Source organism: Nitrospirota bacterium (assembly GCA_040752355.1).
Lineage (GTDB): Bacteria > Nitrospirota > Thermodesulfovibrionia > Thermodesulfovibrionales > Dissulfurispiraceae > JBFMCP01.
In genome coordinates, this window is sequence record JBFMHE010000004.1 from 45353 (window position 1) to 69244 (window position 23892).

Consider the following 23892-nt stretch of genomic DNA (forward strand, 5'->3'; position numbering starts at 1 on the left):
TTTTCATGAGACAGTTGTATGCGATTCAGTTGGCGATTGCGACCGGGGTGCTCATTGTCATCGTAACCACCGTCTTCGCCCTGGTCCAGAATCCCGAGCTGCTCGATCTGCCGGCTACCGCGTCGGTGAGAGCGGCCTCGGATACTCCTCACCCCATTGAGGGATACCGGCCCTGCGACAGCTGCCATGGCATGAAGGGCGAGAGCCCGTATCCCCTGAACCATACCGGCTGGAGCGACGAGAGCTGCACGAGATGCCATATCCCTTCAGCGCTGCCGCAACAGGGAGAGGAGCGGCAGTGAAGGCGCCGATACAGCGCAAAGGCGCCGCATATACTATTGCAAAGGCGGACTTCGACGCGGTCGTCTTCGACCTGGACGGCGTGGTCACGGATACCGCAACGGTCCACGCAGAGGCGTGGAAGAGGATGTTCGACGAGTTCCTCGAAGAGTACGCAGTGAGGAACGGGATCCCTTTTACGCCCTTCGACAGGGACGCGGACTATCGTCTCTACATCGATGGGAGACCGAGGATCGACGGGGTTCGGAGCTTCCTCCGGTCGAGGGATATACGCCTGCCCGAGGGCGCTCCCGGGGATGCGCCCGGAAAGGAGAGCGTGCATGCACTGGGCAATCTGAAGAACAGGTATTTCAGGGAGCAGCTCGAGAGGCAAGGGGTCAGGGCGTACGGATCGACCGTGGCTCTCATACACGCGCTGAAAAGACAGGGCATCAAGACAGCCGTCATCTCGTCGAGCAAGAACGCCGCCCCGGTGCTCGAGGCCGCGGGCCTTGCCGGACTCTTCGATGTGAAAGTGGACGGCATCGATGCAGAGCGGCTCGGTATCGAGGGCAAGCCGGCGCCGGACATCCTCCTCGAGGCCTGCCGTCAGCTCGGCGCGGAGCCGGGGAGAACGGCTGTCGTCGAGGATGCTCTCGCAGGCGTCCGGGCGGGCCGGGCCGGAGGGTTCAAGCTCGTGATCGGCGTGGCCCGGAAGGGCGATAGGGATGCCCTGCTCGGCAACGGCGCGGACATTGCGGTCGAGGACCTGTCGGAGGTCGGGGCGGAGGACGCCGGAGAGAGAGAATTCCTGCCCTCGGCGCTCGACAGCGTGAGCGAGATAGCGCAGAAGGCCGCCGGGAAACGGCTCGCCGTGTTCCTCGATTACGACGGCACCCTCACTCCCATCGTCGAGACGCCGGACAGAGCGGTTATGACGGAGGATATGCGGCAGGTGATTACGCGCCTGGCGCAGTATTGTACGGTGGGGATCATCAGCGGACGCGACCTCGGCGATGTGCGGGACAAGGTGGCGGTCGGCTCCGCCGTTTACGCAGGGAGCCACGGCTTCGACATTTCCGGGCCGGGGGGTACGATGGAAGGCCCCGCAGGGATCGAAGAATTCCTGCCCGTCCTGGACGAGGCGGAGGAAGAGCTGTCACGCGGGCTCGGCGCTGTACGAGGAGCCCTGGTGGAGCGGAAGCGGTTCGCGATCGCGGTCCATTACCGCCGTGTCGCCCCCGAAGAGGTGCGCACGGTCGAGGAGGTAGTGGACAGGGTCGCCTCCGGTTACCCGCAGCTCAGGAAGACCTACGGCAAAAAGGTATTCGAGCTCCGGCCCTCGATCGACTGGGACAAGGGGAAGGCCCTCCTCTCGCTCCTCCGCACCCTCGGCCTGGGCAGCGAAGGAGTCCTGCCGGTCTATATCGGCGATGATGTGACCGACGAGGACGCCTTCAGGGAGCTTCGGGGCCGGGGGCTGGGGATCGTGGTGCGGGACGAACCGTTCGAGACAGCAGCAGCATACAGCCTGAAGGACCCCGGCGAGGTACGGGAGCTCCTGCGTGCGCTGATCCCCCTTTGCAAAGGAGGCCGCGATGAACAGCTGGACGCTGACGTATGAGGAGTTCGAGCCGACGAGAGAGAATCTCAGGGAGGCGCTCTGCACTCTGGGCAACGGCTATTTCGCGACGAGGGGCGCGGCGCCGGAGTCGGGGGCCGACGACATCCACTATCCCGGCGCCTACCTGGCCGGAGGATACAACCGCCTGAAGACAGAGATCGCCGGCCGCGTCGTCGAGAACGAAGACCTGGTGAACATGCCGAACTGGCTCGTCCTCACCTTCAGGCCGGAGGGAGGCGACTGGTTCAACCTCATGTCCGTCGACCTCGTCTCCTACCGGCAGGAGCTGGACATACGGCACGGCGTACTCACGCGGGCCGTCCGCTTCAGGGATAAACAGGGCAGGGAGACCGCGATCTTCCAGCAGCGGATCGTGCACATGGCGGCGATGCACCTGGCCGCGCTGGTCACCACGATCACTCCCGTAAACTGGTCGGGCCGCATGCAGGTCCGTTCGGCCCTGGACGGGACCGTGATCAACGCAGGGGTGGAGCGTTACCGGCAGCTCAACAGCAAGCACCTCGAACCGGTGCAGGCCGGGGAGTTCGGCAGGGACGGGATATTCCTGCTGGTGCAGACCAGCCAGTCCGGCATCCGCGTTGCCGAGGCTGCAAGGACCAGGGTCTATACCGATGCCGGGGAGACGGAGGCGGAAAGACGCTTCTTCTCCGAGAGCGGATACGCTGCCCATGACCTCTTCATCGATGCGGCGCAGGACAGACCCGTGAGGATAGAGAAGGTCGTCTCGTTCTACACCTCGAGGGACTTCGCGATCTCGGAACCGCTCCTCGACGGCATCGAGGCCCTCGGGCATGCAGGCGCCTTCGATGAGCTCCTCCGCAGCCATCGCATGAAATGGAGCCATCTCTGGGACCGCTGCGATATCCGGATCGCGGACAGCGACCGCACCCAGATGATCCTGAGGCTGCATATCTTCCACCTCCTCCAGACCGTCTCCCGGAACTCGATCGACCTCGACATCGGCGTTCCGGCGAGAGGATGGCACGGCGAGGCATACCGGGGACACATATTCTGGGACGAGCTCTTCATCTTCCCGTACCTGAACCTGAGAATACCGATCCTCACCCGCTCCCTGCTCCTGTACCGCTACCGCAGGCTCGAGAGGGCGCGTATGACAGCGCGGGAAGAGGGGTTCAGGGGCGCCCTCTTCCCGTGGCAGAGCGGCAGCAACGGCAGAGAGGAGACGCAGAAGCTCCATCTCAACCCGAAGTCGGGCCGCTGGCTTCCGGACCACACCCATCTCCAGCGCCACGTCACCGCGGCGATCGCCTACAACGTCTGGCAGTATTTCGAGGCGACCGGTGACAGGGAGTTCATGGCCACCTACGGAGCCGAGATGCTCCTCGGGATAGCCCGGCTGCTGTCGAGCATCGCCGTCTACAACGGGGAGCTGGACCGCTACGAGATGCCCGGCGTGATCGGCCCCGACGAATACCACGAGCGGTACCCTGACTCCGAGAGCCCGGGGATCGACAACAACGCCTATACCAACATCATGACCGTCTGGGTGCTCCGCACCGCGATCAAGGCCCTCGGGATGCTCCAGGCCAAGAGGCGGAGCGACCTGCGGGAGAGCATCGGCCTGGACAACGCCGAGATCGAGCTCTGGCAGGACATAGCCCGCAAGATGCGCGTCGTCTTTCACGGGGACGGCATCATAAGCCAGTTCGAGGGATACGACCGGCTGCAGGAGTTCGATTGGGAGGGCTACCGCAGGAAATACGGGAACATACAGCGCCTCGACCGCATCCTCGAGGCAGAGGGGGATACCACCAACCGCTACAAGGTCTCGAAGCAGGCGGACGTGCTCATGCTCTTCTATCTCTTCTCCGTAGAAGAGCTCGGGAAGCTGTTTTCGGATATGGGATACGATTTCGATCCCCGGATGGTGCCGAAGAACATCGATTACTATTTACACCGCAGCTCCAACGGCTCCACCTTGAGCAATATCGTCCATTCGTGGGTATTGGCGCGGTCGAACCGCCCCGGCTCCCTCGAGCTGTTCAACAGGGCGCTCGAAAGCGACCTCTCCGACATCCAGGGAGGCACCACCCACGAAGGCATCCACCTCGGCGCCCTGGCAGGCACCGTCGATATCCTGCAGCGGTGCTATACGGGGCTCGAGTTCTGCGACGACGTGCTCTTGTTCAACCCGAGGATCCCGGAAGGCCTGAACAGGCTCTCGATGAGCATCAAGTACCGGGGGAACTGGCTCGATGTCGTCACCACGCCGGAGTCGATGGTCATCTCCTCGAGCAGAGGCGAGATGGAGACGGCGAAGATAGGGTTCCGCGGCGAGGTGTACGAGCTGAAGCCGGGCGAGGCCCTCACCTTCCCCCTGCAGCCCTCGGCCGTTCCTTCCCTCTGAAGCCCCGACCGTCTCGCCGGGTCGCCCGCGAACCGATACCTTGCTATAATTTAAGTGAAGGAGTCGGAAGCCGGAACGAGGGCTGTGCATTCTGGATTCCGACTCCTGGCTCCTGAATTCTGCCTCAAGAGGAGACCATGCGTTCGCCATCTGTTCCGATAGGCCGCAAGCGATGGGCCATTCCGGAGGGTTATATCCCCGGCTGGAGCCACGGCCCCGAGCCGCAGTTCACCAGCCATGAGACCGTATGCCTGCTCAATGCGGGCAATGACGACGCTCATGTGGAGATCACGATTTTCTACACCGATCGCGAGCCTGCCGGCCCCTATCGTGTTACGGTCCCGGCGCGCCGCACGCAGCATCTGCGCTTCAACAATCTCAGCGACCCCGAGCCTATTCCCCGCGACACCGACTTCGCCAGCGTCATCGAATCCGATGTGCCTATCGTCGTACAGCATACGCGGCTCGATTCGCGCCAGTCCGAGAACGCGCTGCTCTCCACCATTGCGTGGGCCGAGTGAAGCGCCTCCCGGCCGGCGTCCTGAAGGCGTTCGCGGTACGGTTCGGGGGGATGCTCTGGATAGCGGCGCGGGCGATCTTCGACGAGCAGCTCATGCTGAGGACCATGAGCCTCGTCTATACCACGCTCCTCTCGCTCATTCCCCTGCTGGCGGTAAGCTTCTCCCTGGTCAAGGCCTTCGGCGTCCATACCAGGATGGAGGGCGTCATCGCGAACGCCCTGGCGCCGATAGGGCCCGCAGGAGAGGACCTCGCACGGCGGGTGATCACGACCGTCGAGGAGGTCGACCTCGGCGTCCTCGGCGCCGTAGGCTTCATTTTCCTGCTCTACAAGGCGCTCTTTCTTATATACAAGATCGAGCGGGCCCTCAACCATATCTGGCAGGTGGAGAGCACGAGGAGGATGCTGCGCCGGTTCGGCGACTACACCATCGTGCTGCTCGTCGGACCGGTTCTCCTCCTTACGGCAGCCGGCATCACCTTCTCGTTGATGAGCACGACCCTCGTACAGCGGCTGCTCTCGATACGGCTGCTCGGCCCGCTGGTCGATGCAGCCGGCGCGCTGGTACCCTACGGCATCGTCGTCGCGGTATTCACCTTCATCTACATGTTCCTGCCGGATACGAAGGTGCGCTTCGGCTCTGCGCTCATAGGCGGCATACTGGCAGGGATCGGCTGGGAGGCTGCGGGCTGGATATTCGCGACCTTCACCATATCCTCGGCCGAATATTCGGCCGTCTACTCGGGGTTCGCCATCCCCATACTCTTTCTCATGTGGCTGTATATGAGCTGGTTCATTCTTCTCATCGGTGCGCGGATCGCTTTTTATCATCAGAATTTCTGGCAGAATTTCCGGCAGAACTTCGGGCAGGATTTCCTCCGGCATCCCCGGCTCGTTGCAGCGCCGCAGGATACTCTCTCCCGGTGCAGGGCAACGGAGCGGCTCTCGCTTTCGGTCATGTTCTTCATCGGCGAACAGTTTTATCATAAGAAGACGCCGTGGAGGCTCGATGCCCTCGCCAAGCGGCTCGAGGTGCCGGCCGGCAGCGTCCAGGAGGTGCTCGGGCGTCTCGAAAGGAAGGGCATTATCGCCGCGACCCGCGATAAACCGCCGGCCTATCTCCCGGCGCGGGCGATCGAGACCATAACGCTGCAGGAGATACTCGAAGCGGAAGAACCGGGTACAGGGGACGGATACGGCGGAGCCGCCTCCGCCCCTCACGAGGTCGACGTCCTCCTCGACCGTATCGACCATGCCCGGGCCCGCTCCCTGGAAGACCGAACGCTCCGGGACCTCGTCCTCGCGGGCACGGAAGAGAAGCAGGGCGAGACGATACCCGGGTGACGCCCTGTACCGCCGCTCTCCCCCCTCCTCAGAAGTACGACTGCAGCGCCCCCCTGCGCCGTATATCGAGAGTGGCGCAGTGAAAGGCGCCGCCGAAGGGCCGGTAGTTGTTGAACGCGCAGGGGATAGGCGTAAACCCCCACTCCTTGAGCGCCTTGATGAGAGATGTTTGGGAGCTGTCCACGACCACCCGCTTCTCGTCGAGCATCAGCACATTGATGCTCGTCCACTCGCTCACTGCCGACGAGGCCTTCGCGATGAGCCCTTTGACAGGGTCGGGCCGGGGCGCGATCAGGATATCCCAGGACTTCAGGACCGGCGGGAGCCGGGTGACGTCGATGTACTCGGGATTCACCAGCGCCTTGCCCGGCGCCAGCGGCAGGAACGACGAATCGATATGCATCGGTTGGCGGCAGCGGCTCTCGATCTCGTGTATCCGGTAGGGTTCGCCGAGGTGCCGGCGCAGCCATTCGATGCCGAGGAGGTTGGTGACGTTGCTTCTCGTCACGAAGATATCTCTCCCGCAGCGCACGAAGTCCGCGGCATCGAAGACCGGCTCATTCCCGTTGATGATGTAGCGCAGAGGCTCTCCTTTTTTAGGGAGCCTGAAGTTATAGTCGTAAAGGTCGTCGGTCAGCTCGGGTCTCGGGGCTGCCGTCCACCTCGCCCCTTTTATAAAGTACTCCTTGAAGAGGCTGCGGTAGGCATAGGACTCGAAATACCGTGAGCGCCAGCACGAGGGGGTCTCGATGATCTCGCTGCCGACCACCAGGAACGTATCGCGCGGACATGCCACACAGAAGCCCCTGGCCGACCAGTGCGGCGTTTTGAATTCCGCATGGAAATCGAGAGCGTCAGGCCGCCGCACGACGACCCCCTCGGCTTCGAGGAGGTGAATGAACCCGTCGAGCTCTTTCTGCGCACGCTTCACCAGTGATTTCGGGTACCTGCGTCCCGCAGCGAGGCGGTAGAGCTTTTTCGTCAGCGGCGGGATGCTGAACGTTACGCACACATGCGCAGGAGGGATGGTCGCCCCCTCCAGCCTCCCGACGACGATCTCCTCGAGCGGGTCCCACTCGTTGTGCGAATTGACGGGACAAGCGGTATGCGCCTGGCTCATGGCTCCCCCTTACCCCCGCCGGCCGGGAAGTGCCGAAAAGTAGCAGGGCTCTTCGGAACCGTCTCGAGGCCGGACGCGGTTATTATCATTGCGGTGCCCTTCTGTTATCACATATTCTTTCTTCTCGCTCGTGACATCTTTTCACCTTTTTATTGAGTCCGGAACAGGAGACGGTAGAAATAGAACCCGGAAAAGAAGGCGTAAAACAAAATGGCGGCGACAGTGGCTGCGGTCCAGAGCGGTCCGGGCCCGAATTCAGCGGGCAGCCTGCGGCTGTTCAGGTAGAGCGTGAGGGTTATGACAACGGGAAGGTGTGCGGCGGAGATGATGCCCCCTATGGAAAGGATGCCGACCGGATCGCGGAGCATGAGGAAGACGGCTATAGGAAGAGCGGTCAGCACCACGATGATGTACCCGTTCTTGATGAGGAGGCGGCTGCCTGCCGGGCTGCGGGGCGGACCGCCCTCTTCGGGGCTGCCGCGTCGCGCGAGCATGAGCGTGGCGTCGGCATACATGCGGCCCCAGCCGTCCTGGTTGGCGAGGATCGATCCCCAGAGGGCTACGAATATCCCGATTATGAGAATCCACTCACCGGCCGGTCCCCATACCCCGGACAGCAGCCGCACGATGTCTTCGGCCACACGGATGCCCTGCGGTATGATGTCCAGGGGGCCGAACAGCTCGGCGCCGAGGGTGAGGAAGGAGAGGTTGACGAGCGTCGCCCCGATCACACCGATCGCCGCCGCGTTCCCCATGATCGCGAGCCAGGAGCGGAGCGCGGAGCTTCCGCCGGCCCCGGCGCTGCTGCCGGACGGAAGCTCTTCCTCTCCGGGCCTCTCCTCTTCGAAGACCGCTCCCCCATAACCGCGTGCGGCTACCCAGTATGAGTACCACATCATCCCGGCGGCCCCGGCCAGGAGGAAGCCGATCCAGGGGAGCACGAAGTAGGCGTCGAAATCCTGGGGCAGGACCGGTACCAGGCCGCGTGAATAGACACGCCAGCCGGGAAAAACCGCGACCGCAGTAGCGAAGGTGGAAAGGATGAGAATAACGGCCATTACGGTAGTCACCTTTTCGAGATAGGTATACCTGCCGCTGATCACCAGCACAGCCGAGATGAGGATAATCCCGATCGAGAAGAAGGCCTGTTCTCCGGGCACTACAATCGCCAGGGCGCTGCCGACGAGAGCGGCTATCCCGGCAACGACCACCACCCCGCTCGCGAGTCCCGGCAGGAAGATGAGCCACACAGCCCAGCCCCGCGGTCCCGGAATGCTGTAGTAGCCGTCGAGGATGGTCCTGCCCGACACGACGGTGTAGCGGCCGATCTCGCGGATAATGACCCAGGTCAGGAAGGCCACGAGGAAGGCGGCCCAGAGGAGCGCATAACCGTAACGGGAGCCGACGCGCGGGGTAAAAAGGACCGAGCCCGAGCCGACCGAAGAGACCATCCAGAGGAGCCCGGGACCGTACCATTTGAGGCGGTCCCCTCCCTTGGGCACAGCGGCTACTTTCTCCCGTCGCTGCACGCGCTCGCCTCCCGGCATAGTAGCGCCCATGATCGGAGATATCCCTCTTTCCACCGCCTCAGTCGACCGGAAAGGCCATGACACCCATGAGGGCGTTCTCGGCCCTGCTCGTATCGCGGCGGTTGAACTGGACGACGATGGCGACATCAGAATCGACGATGCAGGCATAGTCGGTATCGAGCGGCATCGCCTCGGGGGCGATCAGGTCGTTGAACCGTACGTGCCTGGTCCGTTTGGCGGGCACGGTTATCCGGTACGGTCCGACAGGATCGCGGCTCTCGTAAAAGACGGTGATCTCCACCTTCGCATCCTGGTACCCCGCGTTCAGGATGCAGAGCTCTTCATTGCTGGTGAAGTCGGGCTCCGGTCCGGTGCTGTTCAGGGGAATGCGCCCCCCGGGTATGGCCCAGGTCGTTCTTCCTATGATCTTCATCTTTGCCTCCGCCTCCGTCGGCTCAGGCATGCAGCGGTGCGGTCCGTCCGCACCCGAGGAGCTCGCTCAGGTAGGGGTTCAGGAATACCCCTTCGGGGTCCATCCGCTGCCGGAGCTCCAGGAACCGGTCCCACATCGGATAGAGCGGTCTCAGGTCTCCGGCTTTCAGGTAATGCTTCTTTCCCCAGTGGGGCCGGCCTCCGTAGTCCCGGAATATATGCTCGATATCCCTGAAGTACTCATCGTAAGGGAGCGTATTGTTCTGGTGCAGGGAAATCGTGACCGAGTCGCGGCTGTGCGCGCCGCTCAGGTACGCATTGTCGGCAGCGATCGTTCGATAGAGCACCCGCCAGCCGACGCTCTTTCGATGCCGCGCTTTCACCCTCTTGCGCACCTCCCTGAAGCATCGGGGCCCTGCCTCGGCCGGAAAGAAGAACTCGATCTCGTCAAACCTGAGCTCGCGCTGCCGTGGTATGACCTCGCCGCTCCAGCCCGACATCTCCTTCACGCACCTGGCATAAGGTATCGTCGTCTTCTGATCCTCTTCGGGGAAATTGAGCGTCCTGAGCTTGGCCTCGTCGCTCCGGGGATACCAATAGAAGTCGAAGTTCCTGTTTTCCTCGATGAGCCGGTCCAGGTCCGCCAGACAGTCTTCGATATGGGCGCACCACTCCCTGCGGTGGAGACGGAACGCGGGCACGAGGCGGAGCCTGAGCGCGGTGAAGATACCGAGCGCGCCGAGAGCGACCCGCGCGGCGAGAACAAATTCGGAATCTCTTTCCATTGGGAACTCGACGATCTCGCCCCTGCCGTTTACCAGGCGGCCGCCGATGAGATGATGAGAGAGGATATGGAACCGCCTCCCCGTACCGTGGGTGCCGGTGCCGATAGCGCCGACAAGGGACTGCAGGTCCACGTCCCCGAGGTTCTCCAGCGCCAGGCCGAGATCGAGAAACGCCCGGTTCGCCTCTCTGAGCATCATCCCGGACTTTACCGTCACCTCCCGGGCTCCGGGGTCGTGGTGCTCGACTCCTCTGAACCTCTCCATGGAGACGAGAATATCCTCGGTTTGCACCAGCGGAGAGGAGGAGTGGCCTGCGCCCGCTGCACGCACGGTGCGCCCGTCGGATGCAGCCCTGCACACGAGCTGCGCGAGCTCTTCCTCGTCCGAGGGGGTCTCGGTGCTGCCGGGCGTAAACCTCAGACTGCCGGACCAGTTCGTCCACTCCTGCTGCATAGATCGACTCCCCTCCTCTTTCATGGTCTGCCGATGGCCTCTCTATGATCTGGCGTGCCGATAGGCGCATGCTCCGGGATCTCCTTGCCCTCGGCATAGGCGAGATAGAGGGCGCTGTTGATCATCCCGATATGCGTGAATGCCTGGGGGAAATTGCCGAGGAACTCCCCGGTGTGCGCATCGAGCTGTTCCGGCAGGAGCCCGACGTGATTCACATGACGAAGCATCGTCTCGAAAATGCTCCGTGCTTCGTCGAGGCGATTCGAGAGCGCCAGGACATCGACCATCCAGAAGGTGCAGAGCCCGAACGCCCCTTCCTCCCCGGGGAGCCCGTCGTCGAAGCGGTAACGGTAAACCAGCCCGTTCTCGGTGAGCTGTTCGAGAGTGCGGTCGATAGTGCCTTGGACACGCGGATCATCGATAGGGAGGAACTCCATCAGGGGGATGCGGAGATTGGCTGCGTCGAGCTCGTCGGAATCGAAGGCGAGCACAAAGGCGCCCCGTTCACGATTGTAGCCGTGCTCGAGGATCTGTTCGCGGATTTCGGCTCTTGTGCGCCTCCACTGCTCGACATCCCCGGGAAACCCGAACTGCTCCGAGAGGTGGACCGCACGGTCGAGCGCCACCCATGCCATCACCTTGGAATAGGTGAAGTGGCGCGGCTCTCCGCGCACCTCCCAGATGCCGTAGTCGGGCTTATCCCATACTGCCTGGACGTGGTCCGCCACTGTGCGGAGGAACGCCGTGATCTTATCATCGAACCGCCCTCCCCGCCTGGCCCATTCATACCCCGTGTTGAGGAGCTCCCCGTAGGTTTCGAGCTGGAACTGCTTCGCGGCCCCGTTCCCGATATTCACCGGCCGCGAACCGCGGTACCCTTCGAAATGGGAAAGCTCCTGCTCCTCCAGCTCGGATTCGCCGTGGAGCCCGTACATGATCTGCAGGTGTAATCCATCGGTGGAGCCTCCTGCCGAGACGCGCTCCATCCATTCGAGGAGCCCAACCGCCTCCCGTGCATGCCCCATCGCGACGAGAGCCTGAACGGTCATCGAGGAGTCCCTGATCCAGGTATAGCGATAGTCCCAGTTCCTCACTCCGCCGATCGCCTCGGGAAGCGAGGTGGTGGGAGCTGCAGCGATCGCCCCGGTATCGGCATGCGACATCATCTTGAGGACGAGCTCGGACCGTATCAGAAGCGGAAGCCACTTTCCCGCCCATGCCTCGAAGTGTGCGGCCGCTTCATGGTGGGCCCACTCATGCCAGATATCCACCGTGCGCCGCATCTTCTCCATCGAATCGTTCACATCGTGCGATACGTCCTCCGTGCCCCAGCGCATGACCAGGACCATACGCTCTCCCTTTTCCATCCTTATGCGCGCACGAAGCACGGGACCTGATTCCTCGTCCGTGATAACCGCATCGCCGATGCCGCCGAGAGAGAGTCTGTCCCCGCCTCCCGTCGCCAGCCACCCTCCGTCGGTCCGCTCCATACGGGTCGCGGCGCGGCCGTAGTCGAACCGGGGCGACCATTCGACAGCAAGCTCCACCGTGCCCTCTTCGCAGGTGGCGATCCGGTGGATTTCGGGAGGGGCCTCCGATTTTCCGCAGCCGTGAATGTCGCCCGAAAGCGGCATTACATCGGTCACCGTGATTATGCCCTCGTCGGTCCTGAACCTGGTTTCGAGCACATTGCTGTCCCTGATATAGCGCGGCTCCCCCCTGCACTGCCCCGAAGCCGCTACCCGGAAATGCCCGCCCCGTGCTGCATCCAGCAGTGCGGCAAAGACGCTCGGCCGGTCCATGTGGGGAAAACAGCACCAGTCTATAGAGCCGTCGAGACCAATCAGCGCCACGGAACGCAGGTTCCCGATAGCGGCATAGGCGGAGATCGGTTGGTAACGATGATCGCCGGTCATGCGAGGTCTCCTGATCGCAAAGCACCCTTCGACGCCATTACGGCGGCACGGGATGAAAGAATATTGCTGCGGGAGGGAATATCCTTACGCCGTTGCACCCGATCCGGAAAGGGCCGGGAGCACGTGCGTGCCGAACTCCTCGATAAAGCGCTCCTGATCTCTATTAACATTGTGGACGTAAAGGTGATCGAAGCCGAGATCGAGATACTCCTGCAGCCACTCCCTATGCCTGCTTATGTCAGAAGAGATCTGCACATGCCCGTGCATGTCTTCGGGGGTGACGAACTGCGCGGCGGCATCCATTATCTCGGGAGAGCGGAGCTCGGTATGCGCCGCGCTGTCGAGAATCGTGCTCCTCCACTGGTCCCATGCCCCGTGCAGCGCCTCCTCCTCGGTGGCAGCATAGGATATCTGCATCTGGAGGAACATCGGCTTCCCCTCGCCGCCGCCGTTGCGGAACGCTTCGATGACCTTGTTGAGCTCGTCCCCGGGCTTCGATACGGTGATCAAGCCGTCCGCCCACCCGCCGACCCACGCCGCTGTTTCAGGAGTGATGGCCGCGCCGATAAGGAGCGGCGGGTTCGGGGGCCGGGTATAGAGTTTCGCCTCCTCGACCGCAACGAGGCCGTAGTGCGTCACGGTCTCGCCCGCCCAGAGGGCGCGCATGATCCCTGCGCACTCGAGCAGCCGCTCGTTCCGTTCCGCTTTCGGCGGCCAGCGGTCCCCGGTGATCGCCTCGTTGAGCAGCTGGCCGCTGCCTATCGCGACCCAGAAGCGGTCGGGGAACATCTCGGCGAGCGTCGCCGCGGCCTGCGCGATGATCGCAGGATGATACCGCTGGCCCGGTGCGCAGACCACGCCGAAAGGGAGCGACGTCGCCTGCAACGCCGCCCCCAGCCACGACCAGGCGAAGCCGCTCTCGCCCTGCCGGGGATTCCAGGGATAGAAATGGTCGGAGCACATCGCCGCAGCAAACCCGGCAGCCTCAGCCATCCTGGCCAGCTCGAGCAGCCTGCCTGGTTTGAACTGCTCATGAGAGGCGTGGAAGCCTATCTTCACCCCGCTCATCTCTTTAGAGGTCCTTAAAGCCGCTCAAGGATTCCTTGCAGGACCGCTTTCTCGCTCTTCAGCGGCTCTCGTCCCGACTCCGTATCGGCTATCACGAGTCTGAGCTCCGAAAGATACGAGCTCAGCGCCTTCTTCAGCGTATTCCTCTCCTCCTCGCTCAGCTCCAGGCTCGTCTTCGCTTCGATTGCCATGGTCCGGACCTCCTTTCGGGGAGTAGGCGGGTTACCGTCTCTGCAGATTGGCCTCGATCCTGCGGCTTATCGACCGTGAAACCTCCTCGCTGCCGTACGTGCCGACTTTAATCGCGACCGCCGTGATGTCCGGCTTCTTCGCCTGCATATCGATGGCGACCAGGGTGCCGTCAGGCATCCTCGCATCAAGGATGCCGCCGGTCGCATCTTTGCGTGCCGCGGTGACGGTCGCATTGAAGTCCCGCAACGCCTCCCGTGCCGCATCGTGGGTTCTGAACACCGTATTGGGGTACGTCGCCTGGAGCGCCCCCCCGGAATAGGTCGCCGCAGACTCTCCATAGGGTGGCTCATATCCCCTTGTGCCCATCATGGCGCATCCCTGCACCTGCAGGGCGATCAGGAAGAGAATGGTTGCCGCTCTTTTCGTCGTCCTCATATGCCGACACCTCCTCTGTGCGGAATAGCTTTGTGTGGCGGTTACCGGAAACGAGAGCATCCCGGATCGATGCTCGCTGCTGCGGCAGCGGTATTGTTCGGAAAGAGAGTTGATGAGCCTGCTCTGCCACGCAGGGCGCTGTATCTATCTAAACGGTAGCATGCGAAGGGAGGCGTGTCAAACAACAGCGCCGTCGGCAGACAGGGAGGAATACACTTATCCTGAGCCGCTCTAAGGGTTCCAGAGATACAGGAACCGGACCCCGGCGGAAGACAACAATTCTTCCGCGTTGATCGAGACGAGGTTGATCACCTGCGGGCCGGGCACGGGCATTCCCGAGTAGATGGTCGAGGCGAAGTCTCCCGGCCTGGTGTACATGACGACCCTCGCCTGCTCGATCTTCAGCGCCTTCTTCATCGCTTCGATCGTTTCGTCCAGGTATGCCGTCTCATCGATCAGGCCTGCTGCCCGGGCCTGGCCCGCGGTCATGATGCGGCCGTCGGCAAGGGCGCGGATCTCCTGCTCGGAGAGCTGCTTCTGCCTGCTCGCGTGGACCACTGCGATAAACCGCGCGAAGAGCCCGTCGATGATGCCCTGAAGCATCTTCTGCTCCTCGGGGGAGCTGGGGCGGAAGGGAGACCAGAAGTCCTTCTTCGGACCCGACGTATACGTCTCGCTGACAACCCCGATCTTCGAAAAGAGGCCGTCGGCGTTGAGCTTCATCGCGAGCACTCCTATGCTGCCGGTGACCGACGCCGGACTGGCGATGATACGGTCGGCGGCAGCTGCCACATAATACCCTCCCGAAGCGCCGACCTCCATTATGTATGCGTATACGGGCACCTTCCGCTTCTCCTTGAAGCGCACGAGATCGTGATAGATCGTATCGCTTGCGGCAACGCTGCCGCCGGGTGAATTGATCCTCACGATCACCCCTGCGACCGCCGCATCGCCCTCCGCCTTGCGGAGCGCCTCTCTGAAGAAGGCGACGGCCGAGGGCTTCGTCCTCAGCAGGCCCTCGGACTTCTCCTTGAACGATATCATGCCGTCCAGGTCGAGCAGCAGCAGCTTGGGTCTCCCCTCTCCCTCGATCAGCTCCTCCTCGAGCTGCTTTGCAGCAGGGGTGAGGGTGACGTTGACAAAAGCGCATCCAGAAAGGATAGAGAGGATAAGGACCAGCGGCAGTATCGTTCTTTTCATTCCAGGCTCCTTGCAGACAGATATGGGCGCAGGCGCTTGCCTATTAACCTATTACCAGAAAACAGGCCCCTTGTCCACCACAAAACGGCCTGCGCCTCCGGTGCAGCCCTTGCAGGGGAGGCGCTGCCCCTGCGCGCTCCTCCCTAACGTTTCTGCACCTTTCGCCCGTCTTCGGTTATCATATGAGTAGCAATGCACAACCACCAGCGCTTCTCGGCACTTTATGCCAGGGACTTCAGGCTCTTCTGGTTCGGCCAGATCATCTCCCTCTCGGGGACCTGGATGCACTCGGTCGCGCAGAGCTGGCTCGTCTACTCCCTGACGAAGTCGCCGCTCTCCCTCGGCATCATAGCCTCCCTGTCTTCGCTGCCGATACTCATCCTCACGCTCTTCGGGGGAATGGTCGCTGACCGGTATCCGAAACGCAATATCCTCATTGTCACCCAGGTGCTCTCCGTCCTTCCCGCCCTGGCCCTCGGCATTCTCACCGACACCGATACGATCACGATATGGCAGGTGGGCATCATCGCCTTCTTCCTCGGCACGGTCAATGCCTTCGACGTTCCTGCGCGGCAGGCATTCCTCGCCGAAGTAGTCAACAAGGGGGACATCACCAATGCCATAGCCCTCAACTCCGCCGCCTTCAACGGCGCCCGGGTCATCGGGCCGGTGATAGCCGGGTTCCTGATCGCCCGTTTCGGGCTCCCCGCCTGTTTCTATCTCAACGCCCTCAGCTTCGTCGCGGTCATCGTCGCGCTCTCGAAGATACAGGCGCGCGGTGTCGTCACGGCGCGCTCCGCCGGGTTCTTTTCCGATATCGCCGCGGGCGGGCGCTTCGTCATGAAGGAGCGCGCCATACTCTACATCATGGCGCTCATCGGGCTCTTCAGCCTCTTCGGCATTCCGTACATTACGCTCCTGCCGGTGCTCGCCGCCGAGATCCTCCATGTCGGAGCAAAGGGCCTCAGCCTTCTCGTCGCCGCCGCAGGAGCGGGCTCGCTCTGCGCAGCGCTCATCATCGCCTTCAAGGGGGAGGTGGAGCGCAAGGATATCTACATCCCCCTCTCGGGGCTCGTCTTTTCGGTGGCGATTCTCGGCATCTCCTTTTCGCGGAGCTTCCACCTCTCGCTCTTTTTCATCTTCCTCGCCGGCTGGGGGGTGGTCAGCTACCTGGCGACGAGCAACAGCTACATACAGAACATGGTGCCCGATGCGCTCAGGGGCAGGGTCATGAGCCTCTACATCCTCGTCTTTCTCGGCCTCGCGCCCGTGGGCAACTCGGTCATCGGTGTCACGGCCGACCTCCTGGGGACCATCGCCTCGCTGAAGATGTTTGCCGCAATCTGCATCGGCGGTAGTATACTATTCGCAGCGGTCTTCAGAAGGGCCGCGGCCCCCGGCGCGGTGCTGCCCGGGGAATCGGGGTAGCTCCAAGGAGAGGCGATGCGATTACTGGCGATAGAGACGGCGACAGCGGTGGGCGGCGTGGCGATCATGGAAGATGACCTGCTCATCGCCGAGTCGAGAGCCAACGTGAAGGTGACCCACTCCGAGCGCCTCCTGACCGAGATCGACCATGCGCTCACAAGCTCCCGCCTCACCATCGACGCTATCGATGTCTTCGCCCTTTCCACAGGCCCCGGGTCGTTCACCGGGCTCAGGGTCGGTCTCAGCACGCTCAAAGGGCTCGCCTACGCCACCGCCAAGAAGGTGGTCGCGGTCCCGACGCTCGAGGCGTTCGCCTCGGCTATCACCTTCACCCCGCATATGATCTGTCCGCTCCTCGACGCCCGGCGGCGGGAGGTCTATGCAGGGGTGTTCGCCTGGGAGGGAGACGGGCTCGTCCGCATACTGCCCGAGCAGGCCGTGAAGCTCGAGACCCTGCTCGCCCGCCTCCACGAGCCGGTGGTCTTCCTCGGCGAGGGGGCTGCGCTGTACCGGAAGACCATAGAAGAGATCATGGGAGAGCGGGCGCTCTTCGCCCGGCCGCGCGACATGGCGCCGTCGCCCGCGACCGTGGCAGCGCTCGGGATGCAGCGCGCCCGGAGCGGCGCCTTCGAAGACCCCGTTCGCCTCACGCCGCTCTATCTCAGGAAATCCGAAGCAGAGCTCAAATCACCCTCGTAACTGCCGGCAGCGAGGCCGCGATGAGACCGATCCGTATCCGCGAGATGTCACCCGACGATATACCCGAGATCATGCGCATCGAGCTCGAAGCCTTCACAACGCCCTGGACAGAAACGTCATTCAAGACCGAGCTCTACAGCAGGTTCTCCCTGACCAGGGTCGCGGTGCTCGACGGCGCAATCATCGGCTATATCTGCGTGCGCCAGATCGCCGATGAATGCCACCTGATGGACCTGGCGGTCCACCCCGGCCATCGGCAGCAGGGAGTGGCGACGCTGCTCCTCGAGGATATTCTGCAGGACATCTCGGCGTCGGAGTGCCGCTTCCTTTATCTCGAGGTGAGGATGTCGAACCAGGCGGCCAAGAGACTCTACGAAAAATTCGGCTTCAGGGTCGTGGGCATACGGAAAAACTACTATATCAACCCCTCGGAAAACGCGCTCGTCATGATGCGGGAGCTGAAGCAGGAGGACACGCCGGCATAACGCGGACAGCACATCACAAGCTCGAAAACCCAGGCGCCAAACGAGAGATGCCCTCTCGATAACCGCCATTCCCCTTGTTCAGGGGTTGGTGCTCAGGATTTCGGACTTGCCGTCAGCTGCGTGCACGTTACCTTGTCGAGTTTCAGAAAACGCATGCAGCCGTTGCAGGAGATGCAGTCCGCCTTTTCCTTGCCTGCCCTGAATCTCTCCGGCAGGTCGGGCTCGCGGATGAGGGGGCGCGAGAGCGAGACGAGATCGGCATCCCCGCTGCCGAGGACCTCTTCCATCACGCTCCTCGAACGGAGACCGCCGACGAGCATGACCGGCACAGCCACCCGTTCCTTGAAGCGGCGCGCCAGGGTCCTGAAGTATGCCTCCTGTCCGGGGGCGAGGATGCCTGTCTGCACGGTCCTGCCCCCCGACTCGTACATGCCGCCGCTCACCTCGATGGCGGCAACGCCGAGGTCTTCGAGCCGCAATGCGGTCCTGAGGCTCTCTGCGGGGCCGAGCCCTCCCTCGACGAAATCGTCGGCATTCATTTTTATCATCAGGGGATAGGCTGCCCCCGTTTCCTTGCGCATCGCCTTGACGACCTCTTCGAGGAAATGGAACCGCCGCTCCTCGTCGCCTCCCCAATAATCCGTTCTCCGGTTGGTGTGGGGAGAAAGGAACTCGTTCACGAGATAGCCGTGCGCCGCGTGCACCTGGACGCCGTCGAACCCCGCATACTGCGCCCTGCCCGCAGCCTCGCCAAAGGCCTCGACGATCTCCCATATCTCCTCGTTCGTCATCTCCCGCGGCATCACCCTGGTGGAGGGGTCGTAGACTCCCGACGGCGCTATCGGCTGCATGCCGCCGAGGAACGACGGGAGGCACTGCCTGCCGCCGTGCACCAGCTGGAGAACGATCTTTCCGTCGCGGCGGTGCACGGTATCGACGAGCCGCCTGAGCTTATCGATATAAAAGTCGTTATGGATGCAGAGCATCTGCGGCACCGAACGGCCCGAGACATGGACGAGGGCATTGCCGGTGATGATCAGCCCGACGCCTCCCAGGGCGAGCTCCTCATAGAACGCGATCAGTTCGTCGGTGACAAAGCCGTCCACATCCGCACGCTTCTCGTACGTTGCGGAACGGACCATCCGGTTCCCGAGCTGCATCCGGGCGAGAGAAAAAGGTTCGAAGAGCATCAGCTCCTCCTTGCGGCGTTCTTCATACGGACCGCCATGGTGATCGCCTCGATCATGCTCGAAGGCCCGGCTACGCCTTTCCAGGCGATATCGTAGGCGGTGCCGTGGTCCGGAGAGGTCCGCACCAGGGGAAGCCCGACGGTCACATTGACCCCGGTATCGAAGGCGATCATTTTAAGGGGGACCAGCCCCTGATCATGGTACATGCAGACGACGATATCGAACTCGCCTTTGTAGGCCTTATGAAAGAGGGCGTCGGCCGGGTACGGACCGGAAGCGGAGATGCCGCGGAGCTGCGCCTCCTTGACAGCGGGGAGTATCTCCATAATATCTTCGCTGCCGAAGATGCCCGCCTCCCCTGCGTGGGGGTTCAGCGCGGCAACGGCGATGCGCGGCTGCTCGATACCGAGCATGCTGCAGGCGCGCTCGGCAAGGCCGATAGTCTTGAGCACGCGCTCTTTGGTAACCAGATCGGGAACCTGCCTGATCGCTGCATGGATGGTGACGAGGATGACACGCAGAGGCCCGCCCGCGAGCATCATGGCAAAGTCCCTTGTCCCTGTCAGCTCTGCAAGAAGCTCCGTATGCCCCGGCCATGGATAGCCCGCGAGCTTCAGCGCCTCCTTCGAGATCGGGGCGGTAACCATGGCGTCGGCGCGCCTCTCCATGACCAGCTCTACCGCTTTCTTTACATAGGCGACGGCAGCGCTGCCCCCGAGAGCGGTGGGCCTGCCTTTTTCGAAACCGCCGGTTACAGCGCCGCACTCCACCAGCTCGAAGGCGGACGGATCGATCGAAAGGTTCAGTGCAGATGCGGCTTCAGCGAGCACCGCGCGGTCGCCGATGACGACGGGTGTGCACTGCCCGGCAACCTCCCGGGAGAGGAGAGACTTCAGGACGATCTCGGGGCCGATCCCCGCAGGGTCGCCTATGGTAATCGCTACTCTTCTCGGCGTATTCATACCTACTGCCGGATGACGTTCACCCCTTCGGGAGGAGAGAACTCGAAGACCTTATCGCCGACGCCCGTATTGGTCCTCACGTTCTTCAGCTGGATCTCGATCCTGTTGCCCAGCGTATCGGTGACGAACAGCGCCGCTATCGGGAACCCGCTCGGGGCGGTCTCGAGCTCCACTGCCGCGATGTTTCCCATGGGGCGCTTCGGCTTCAGGTGAAGCCGGCCGCTCCGCATCGAGATGTCGAACTCCTTCCGGATATCGCCGAAGCCGCTCAGCAGGGCGATGGGCGCCTGCCCGTAGGTCGCCCGGTCGAACTGCGACCTGAAGGCCTGTTTCTCCTTTTTTTGATAGATAATGATATCGTCCCCGGTGATGTAGACCACCTGCGGTCTGTCGCCCTTGAACTCCCACTTCACCTTCGGGGGCTTTATGAAAAACTGGCCGTTGTAGGTATCGGTCCTCTTGAGGTCCTTGATGAAGCTCCTCTGGACAAAGGCGCCCTGTATATCCTTGATCCCCTCGTATGCCTTCTGTATCCGGGCCACCTCCTCATCGGCAGCAGCGGCAGAGGAAAAAGACGGGGTAACCGCTATGAGGAGAGCACCGATGATAAAAGGGAAAACAAGCGCACTGCAGACCGCGCGTGCTTTCCTTCGCCTCGCCTCTTTATTCTTTATTTTGGATGCTGATTGCTGAGTGCTGACTGCTGATAGCTGATTGCTGATTGCTCTATTCACGCTCATCTCCTCCCCAGAAAATCCCTCGGTTTTCCTGCGCCCCTCGGCGGCCCGACGAGACCGTCCTCGGCGAGCAGATCCATTATGTTCGCCGCCCTGTTGTAGCCGATCTTGAACCGCCGCTGAATGGAGGAGATCGAGACCTCCCCGGCAGCCTCGGCGAACTCTATCACCTTGTGGTACATATCGTCCCGCTCTCCGTCTTCCCCTGCTCCACGCTCCTGATCATCGGCAACGACGATGCTCTCGAACGAGGTGTAATCGGGCCTGCCCTGGGACTTCACGAATTCGGTGACTTCCCGCACCTCGGTCTCGCTCACATAGGCGCCGTGTATGCGGATGACCTTGACCCCCGGCACCATGAAGAGCATATCCCCCATGCCCAGGAGCTGCTCCGCCCCCTGCCCGTCGAGGATGGTGCGCGAATCGATCTTCGAGGTGACCTGGAACGAAATCCGCGCCGGGAAGTTCGCCTTGATCAGGCCGGTGATGACATCGACCGACGGCCGCTGGGTGGCGAGGATGAGATGGATGCCGGACGCCCGCGCCATCTGGGCGAGCCGCGCTATCGCATTCTCCACATCGCTCGGCGCGGTGAACATGAGATCCGCGAGCTCATCGATAAAGACCACGATATAGGGCAGCCGCTCCGAAGGCCCCGCCTGGCGGTTGTAGGTATCGATATTGCGCGCCCCCTTCTCCGCCAGGAGGCGATAACGGCGCTCCATCTCGAAGACCATCTTCTTCAACGCCTCGGACGCCTCTTTCGGGCTGGTGATCACCGGCGAGATCAGGTGCGGGATGTCGGCATAGACCGAAAGCTCGAGCAGCTTCGGGTCGATCATCAGCATCTTCACCTCTTCCGGCGTCGCCTTGTAGAGGAGACTGATGATCATGGCATTGACCGAGACGCTCTTCCCCGAGCCGGTCGCCCCGGCGACGAGGAGATGGGGCATCTTGGCGAGATCGGTCGAGACGGGGTTGCCGAAGATGTCCTTGCCCAATGCGAGGGTGAGCAGCGAGCTACTCCTCCGGAAGGTATCGGAACCGACGATCTCTCTGAGCGGCACCACGGCGCGGAGCCGGTTAGGCACCTCGATGCCGATGGTCGCCTTTCCCGCGATCGGGTAGACGCGGATGCTCTGCGCGCGGAGGGCGAGCGCGAGGTCGTCGGAAAGCGAAACGATCCTGTTGATCTTCACCCCGGCAGCGGGCTCGAACTCATACATGGTGACCACCGGGCCAGGGTGAGCGCCCTTTATCTTGCCGCTTACGCCGAAATCGGCGAGCTTGCGCTCCAGCCCTGCGGCGGCGGCATTGAGCTCTTCCTTTGCCGGCCCCTCGGCGCCCTCTCCCTCTTTCAAAAAATCGAGGGAGGGGAGGGCGTATCCTCCGCTGCCGCCTGCCCTGCCGCCTGCCCTGCCGCCGGCCTCGCGCTGCCCCTCGCGTACGGTCTTGTCCCCGGCCGGTCTCCTCTGCGGCGCCGGAGCGCGCACGATCTGCAGCTCATCGGCTGCAGGCTCTTTGACATCGATCAGCAGCTCGGGCAGATCGTCTCCGGGCTCCCGTGCTTCGGGAGCTCCCTGCCTCTCCCGTTTCCGGGCCGCTGCAGCGGTCAGGGAGGCGAAGGGAGAGATCGGGCTCATCAGGATGAGCGCGACCAACGCGAGGGCAATGGCCAGGAGGTAGGCGCCGACCGTCGAGATGAGCCGCTCCGAGAGGTTCGCAAGGAGCAGCCCGATGACACCTCCCGGCAGCTCGCCCTTGAGGGGGACGGCCTTTGCGGAGAGCTGCAGGAGCATGGGGAGCGACAGCAGAAGCAGCGCGGCGCCGACAAGAGGAAAGACGTTCCTCTCCTTCCCGAGAATCCTCCTGACGCCGTACGCAGCCGCAAGGACCGGCAGGAGATAGGCGCACCATCCGGCGAGCGAGAGGAGAGCGTCCGCCGTGTACGCGCCGACGATGCCGCCGTAATTATGCGTCGGCTCCGTCGTATAGGTGAGGAGAGAGCGGTCCCACCGGTCATGGCTGACGAGCGCGACCAGGAGATAAACGCTCCCGAGCAGCGCTCCTACTCCCTTTATCTCGTCCAGCCTCCGGCGGCCCGGAGACTGCCGTTCGCTTCCGGGAGAAGAAACATCGGCCCCGCTCTTGCCGTTCATCGTCACTGGCCCAGCCATACCCCTACTATTATAGCAGCAAGCAGGAATCTGTAGTAGACAAAGGCGTTCAACGGGTGTCTCCTCAGAAAGCTGAGGAGAAATTTTATGGCGAAGTATCCTGATACGAACGCCGCGGCAAACCCGGCGGCGAAGACGTCGAGAGGATACCCGTCGGGATGCTCCACCAGCTTCCGCCCTTCCAGGAGGGTGGCGCCCGCGATGATCGGTGTCGAGAGGAGGAAAGAGAAGCGCGCTGCCGACTCCCGCTTGATATTCCTGAAGAGGCCGGCGGCGATGGTGATGCCCGACCGCGAGACCCCGGGAACGAGCGCAACCGCCTGCGCACACCCGATGACGAGGGCGTCGAAGAGGGAGACCCGCTCCTTGAGCCGCCTGCCGCGCTTTTCAGCGACGAGCATGAGCACGCCGAAACCGACCAGCGAGAAGACGATGATCAGGGGGCTCCGGAAGGTCTGCTCGACGACATCGTTGAGAAGAATACCGACGACCGCGGCGGGGATGGTGGCGAGCATGATGAAGAGCAGCGTATGCCGGTCTCTCGCGAACAGCTCGATCCAGTCGCGGTAAAAGCAGACGAGCAGGGCCACCAGGGTGCCGCCGTGGAGGGCGACATCGAAGGTGAGCGTATCGATATCTCCTCCCCATCCGAAGAACCAGGGGAAGAGGATCAGGTGGGCGGTGCTGCTGATGGGGAAGAACTCGGTGATCCCCTGCACGACGCCCATAATGACGGCTTTAACTACTTCAGTATCCAAAAGCCCCCCTTTAATGAGAGTGTAAATCCGAAATACTAAGAGGGTCTAACGCAATAACGCAGCATGGAGTCGGGCGAGGCATAGTATGTGAGCGGTATCAGCAGCCCGAAGCGGAGGAAGGATTCCGGAGCGGGTCGGTACGACTCGATTCCGAGCTGGTGCCTCGGAGG

At 62.5% G+C, this 23892-nt stretch carries 22 protein-coding genes; 8 read left to right on the forward strand and 14 right to left on the reverse strand.

Annotated elements, in window-relative coordinates; all coding sequences use genetic code 11:
* Positions 1 to 5: 5 nt before the first annotated feature.
* The 5 genes from AB1805_04070 to AB1805_04090 all read left to right on the forward strand — a co-directional run bounded on the left by AB1805_04070 (position 6) and on the right by AB1805_04090 (position 6156).
* On the forward strand, positions 6 to 302 hold the full coding sequence (locus AB1805_04070; protein MEW5744601.1) for a hypothetical protein: 297 nt from the start codon (positions 6 to 8) through the stop codon (positions 300 to 302).
* A complete protein-coding gene (gene otsB / locus AB1805_04075; protein ID MEW5744602.1) occupies positions 299 to 1903 on the forward strand; it encodes a trehalose-phosphatase in 1605 nt (534 codons plus the stop codon). Before AB1805_04070 ends, otsB begins: the two co-directional genes overlap by 4 nt.
* Complete coding sequence (locus AB1805_04080; protein ID MEW5744603.1) at positions 1878 to 4292, forward strand: glycosyl hydrolase family 65 protein; 2415 nt, start codon at positions 1878 to 1880, stop codon at positions 4290 to 4292. Before otsB ends, AB1805_04080 begins: the two co-directional genes overlap by 26 nt.
* A 137-nt stretch (positions 4293 to 4429) precedes the next feature.
* Positions 4430 to 4813: a sensory rhodopsin transducer gene (locus AB1805_04085; GenBank protein MEW5744604.1), complete on the forward strand. Its 384-nt coding sequence runs from the start codon at positions 4430 to 4432 to the stop codon at positions 4811 to 4813.
* A complete protein-coding gene (locus tag AB1805_04090) occupies positions 4810 to 6156 on the forward strand; it encodes a YhjD/YihY/BrkB family envelope integrity protein (protein ID MEW5744605.1) in 1347 nt (448 codons plus the stop codon). Before AB1805_04085 ends, AB1805_04090 begins: the two co-directional genes overlap by 4 nt.
* A 28-nt stretch (positions 6157 to 6184) precedes the next feature.
* Here the strand turns inward: AB1805_04090 and AB1805_04095 are convergent, their stop codons facing one another.
* The 9 genes from AB1805_04095 to sppA form a co-directional block, all read right to left on the reverse strand.
* Positions 6185 to 7276: an amidinotransferase gene (locus AB1805_04095; GenBank protein ID MEW5744606.1), complete on the reverse strand. Its 1092-nt coding sequence runs from the start codon at positions 7274 to 7276 to the stop codon at positions 6185 to 6187.
* A gap of 149 nt (positions 7277 to 7425) precedes the next feature.
* Positions 7426 to 8835, reverse strand: coding sequence for an Nramp family divalent metal transporter (locus tag AB1805_04100; GenBank protein MEW5744607.1), 1410 nt, complete (start codon positions 8833 to 8835; stop codon positions 7426 to 7428).
* A gap of 28 nt (positions 8836 to 8863) precedes the next feature.
* Complete coding sequence (locus AB1805_04105) at positions 8864 to 9238, reverse strand: sensory rhodopsin transducer (GenBank protein ID MEW5744608.1); 375 nt, start codon at positions 9236 to 9238, stop codon at positions 8864 to 8866.
* Positions 9239 to 9260: 22 nt separating this feature from the next.
* The gene (locus AB1805_04110) at positions 9261 to 10475 is read right to left on the reverse strand and encodes a D-arabinono-1,4-lactone oxidase (protein MEW5744609.1); all 1215 of its coding nucleotides are present in this window, start codon (positions 10473 to 10475) and stop codon (positions 9261 to 9263) included.
* A gap of 20 nt (positions 10476 to 10495) precedes the next feature.
* Positions 10496 to 12391, reverse strand: a complete 1896-nt coding sequence (locus AB1805_04115; protein ID MEW5744610.1) for a glycoside hydrolase family 15 protein — start codon at positions 12389 to 12391, stop codon at positions 10496 to 10498.
* Positions 12392 to 12475: 84 nt separating this feature from the next.
* Entirely contained in the window at positions 12476 to 13459 is a 984-nt protein-coding gene (locus AB1805_04120; protein MEW5744611.1) for a TIGR03885 family FMN-dependent LLM class oxidoreductase, read from the reverse strand.
* 14 nt (positions 13460 to 13473) lie between these two features.
* Entirely contained in the window at positions 13474 to 13650 is a 177-nt protein-coding gene (locus tag AB1805_04125; protein ID MEW5744612.1) for a hypothetical protein, read from the reverse strand.
* A 31-nt stretch (positions 13651 to 13681) separates the two neighbouring features.
* Complete coding sequence (locus AB1805_04130) at positions 13682 to 14086, reverse strand: DUF3568 family protein (GenBank protein ID MEW5744613.1); 405 nt, start codon at positions 14084 to 14086, stop codon at positions 13682 to 13684.
* 231 nt (positions 14087 to 14317) lie between these two features.
* Positions 14318 to 15286 (reverse strand): signal peptide peptidase SppA, encoded by a 969-nt coding sequence (sppA, locus tag AB1805_04135; GenBank protein ID MEW5744614.1) that lies wholly within the window; start codon positions 15284 to 15286, stop codon positions 14318 to 14320.
* 192 nt (positions 15287 to 15478) lie between these two features.
* Here sppA and AB1805_04140 point away from each other — a divergent pair, with 192 nt between their 5' ends.
* From AB1805_04140 to rimI, 3 genes are read left to right on the forward strand one after another with little or no spacing between them, the layout of a single operon-like run.
* Positions 15479 to 16714: an MFS transporter gene (locus tag AB1805_04140; protein ID MEW5744615.1), complete on the forward strand. Its 1236-nt coding sequence runs from the start codon at positions 15479 to 15481 to the stop codon at positions 16712 to 16714.
* Between the two features lie 15 nt (positions 16715 to 16729).
* On the forward strand, positions 16730 to 17413 hold the full coding sequence (tsaB, locus tag AB1805_04145) for a tRNA (adenosine(37)-N6)-threonylcarbamoyltransferase complex dimerization subunit type 1 TsaB (protein ID MEW5744616.1): 684 nt from the start codon (positions 16730 to 16732) through the stop codon (positions 17411 to 17413).
* A 20-nt stretch (positions 17414 to 17433) separates the two neighbouring features.
* Positions 17434 to 17898, forward strand: coding sequence for a ribosomal protein S18-alanine N-acetyltransferase (gene rimI, locus AB1805_04150; GenBank protein MEW5744617.1), 465 nt, complete (start codon positions 17434 to 17436; stop codon positions 17896 to 17898).
* A 92-nt stretch (positions 17899 to 17990) separates the two neighbouring features.
* Here rimI and AB1805_04155 read toward each other — a convergent pair whose 3' ends face one another.
* Genes AB1805_04155 through AB1805_04175 form a run of 5 tightly spaced genes read right to left on the reverse strand, consistent with a single transcriptional unit; the run spans position 17991 to position 23722 of the window.
* Positions 17991 to 19088 (reverse strand): NADH:flavin oxidoreductase, encoded by a 1098-nt coding sequence (locus AB1805_04155; protein ID MEW5744618.1) that lies wholly within the window; start codon positions 19086 to 19088, stop codon positions 17991 to 17993.
* Positions 19088 to 20050 carry a 4-hydroxythreonine-4-phosphate dehydrogenase PdxA gene (pdxA, locus tag AB1805_04160; protein ID MEW5744619.1) on the reverse strand — a complete coding sequence of 321 codons (963 nt, stop codon included), beginning with the start codon at positions 20048 to 20050 and terminating at the stop codon, positions 19088 to 19090. The genes AB1805_04155 and pdxA overlap by 1 nt, the downstream gene beginning before the upstream one ends.
* Positions 20051 to 20052: 2 nt before the next feature.
* A complete protein-coding gene (locus AB1805_04165; protein MEW5744620.1) occupies positions 20053 to 20784 on the reverse strand; it encodes an outer membrane lipoprotein carrier protein LolA in 732 nt (243 codons plus the stop codon).
* Between the two features lie 2 nt (positions 20785 to 20786).
* Complete coding sequence (locus AB1805_04170) at positions 20787 to 22964, reverse strand: DNA translocase FtsK (protein MEW5744621.1); 2178 nt, start codon at positions 22962 to 22964, stop codon at positions 20787 to 20789.
* Positions 22949 to 23722: an undecaprenyl-diphosphate phosphatase gene (locus AB1805_04175; protein MEW5744622.1), complete on the reverse strand. Its 774-nt coding sequence runs from the start codon at positions 23720 to 23722 to the stop codon at positions 22949 to 22951. Before AB1805_04175 ends, AB1805_04170 begins: the two co-directional genes overlap by 16 nt.
* Between the last annotated feature and the right edge of the window lie 170 nt (positions 23723 to 23892).

Coding starts and splice junctions, on each gene's coding strand:
- pdxA (MEW5744619.1), bottom strand. CDS start 20,050: ATGAATACGCCGAGAAGAGTAGCGATTACCATAGGCGACCCTGCGGGG.
- sppA (MEW5744614.1), bottom strand. CDS start 15,286: ATGAAAAGAACGATACTGCCGCTGGTCCTTATCCTCTCTATCCTTTCT.
- AB1805_04170 (MEW5744621.1), bottom strand. CDS start 22,964: ATGGCTGGGCCAGTGACGATGAACGGCAAGAGCGGGGCCGATGTTTCT.
- AB1805_04120 (MEW5744611.1), bottom strand. CDS start 13,459: ATGAGCGGGGTGAAGATAGGCTTCCACGCCTCTCATGAGCAGTTCAAA.
- AB1805_04100 (MEW5744607.1), bottom strand. CDS start 8,835: ATGGGCGCTACTATGCCGGGAGGCGAGCGCGTGCAGCGACGGGAGAAA.
- AB1805_04140 (MEW5744615.1), top strand. CDS start 15,479: ATGCACAACCACCAGCGCTTCTCGGCACTTTATGCCAGGGACTTCAGG.
- AB1805_04105 (MEW5744608.1), bottom strand. CDS start 9,238: ATGAAGATCATAGGAAGAACGACCTGGGCCATACCCGGGGGGCGCATT.
- AB1805_04110 (MEW5744609.1), bottom strand. CDS start 10,475: ATGCAGCAGGAGTGGACGAACTGGTCCGGCAGTCTGAGGTTTACGCCC.
- AB1805_04130 (MEW5744613.1), bottom strand. CDS start 14,086: ATGAGGACGACGAAAAGAGCGGCAACCATTCTCTTCCTGATCGCCCTG.
- AB1805_04115 (MEW5744610.1), bottom strand. CDS start 12,391: ATGACCGGCGATCATCGTTACCAACCGATCTCCGCCTATGCCGCTATC.
- AB1805_04125 (MEW5744612.1), bottom strand. CDS start 13,650: ATGGCAATCGAAGCGAAGACGAGCCTGGAGCTGAGCGAGGAGGAGAGG.
- tsaB (MEW5744616.1), top strand. CDS start 16,730: ATGCGATTACTGGCGATAGAGACGGCGACAGCGGTGGGCGGCGTGGCG.
- AB1805_04080 (MEW5744603.1), top strand. CDS start 1,878: ATGAACAGCTGGACGCTGACGTATGAGGAGTTCGAGCCGACGAGAGAG.
- AB1805_04155 (MEW5744618.1), bottom strand. CDS start 19,088: ATGCTCTTCGAACCTTTTTCTCTCGCCCGGATGCAGCTCGGGAACCGG.
- AB1805_04070 (MEW5744601.1), top strand. CDS start 6: ATGAGACAGTTGTATGCGATTCAGTTGGCGATTGCGACCGGGGTGCTC.
- AB1805_04095 (MEW5744606.1), bottom strand. CDS start 7,276: ATGAGCCAGGCGCATACCGCTTGTCCCGTCAATTCGCACAACGAGTGG.
- AB1805_04085 (MEW5744604.1), top strand. CDS start 4,430: ATGCGTTCGCCATCTGTTCCGATAGGCCGCAAGCGATGGGCCATTCCG.
- rimI (MEW5744617.1), top strand. CDS start 17,434: ATGAGACCGATCCGTATCCGCGAGATGTCACCCGACGATATACCCGAG.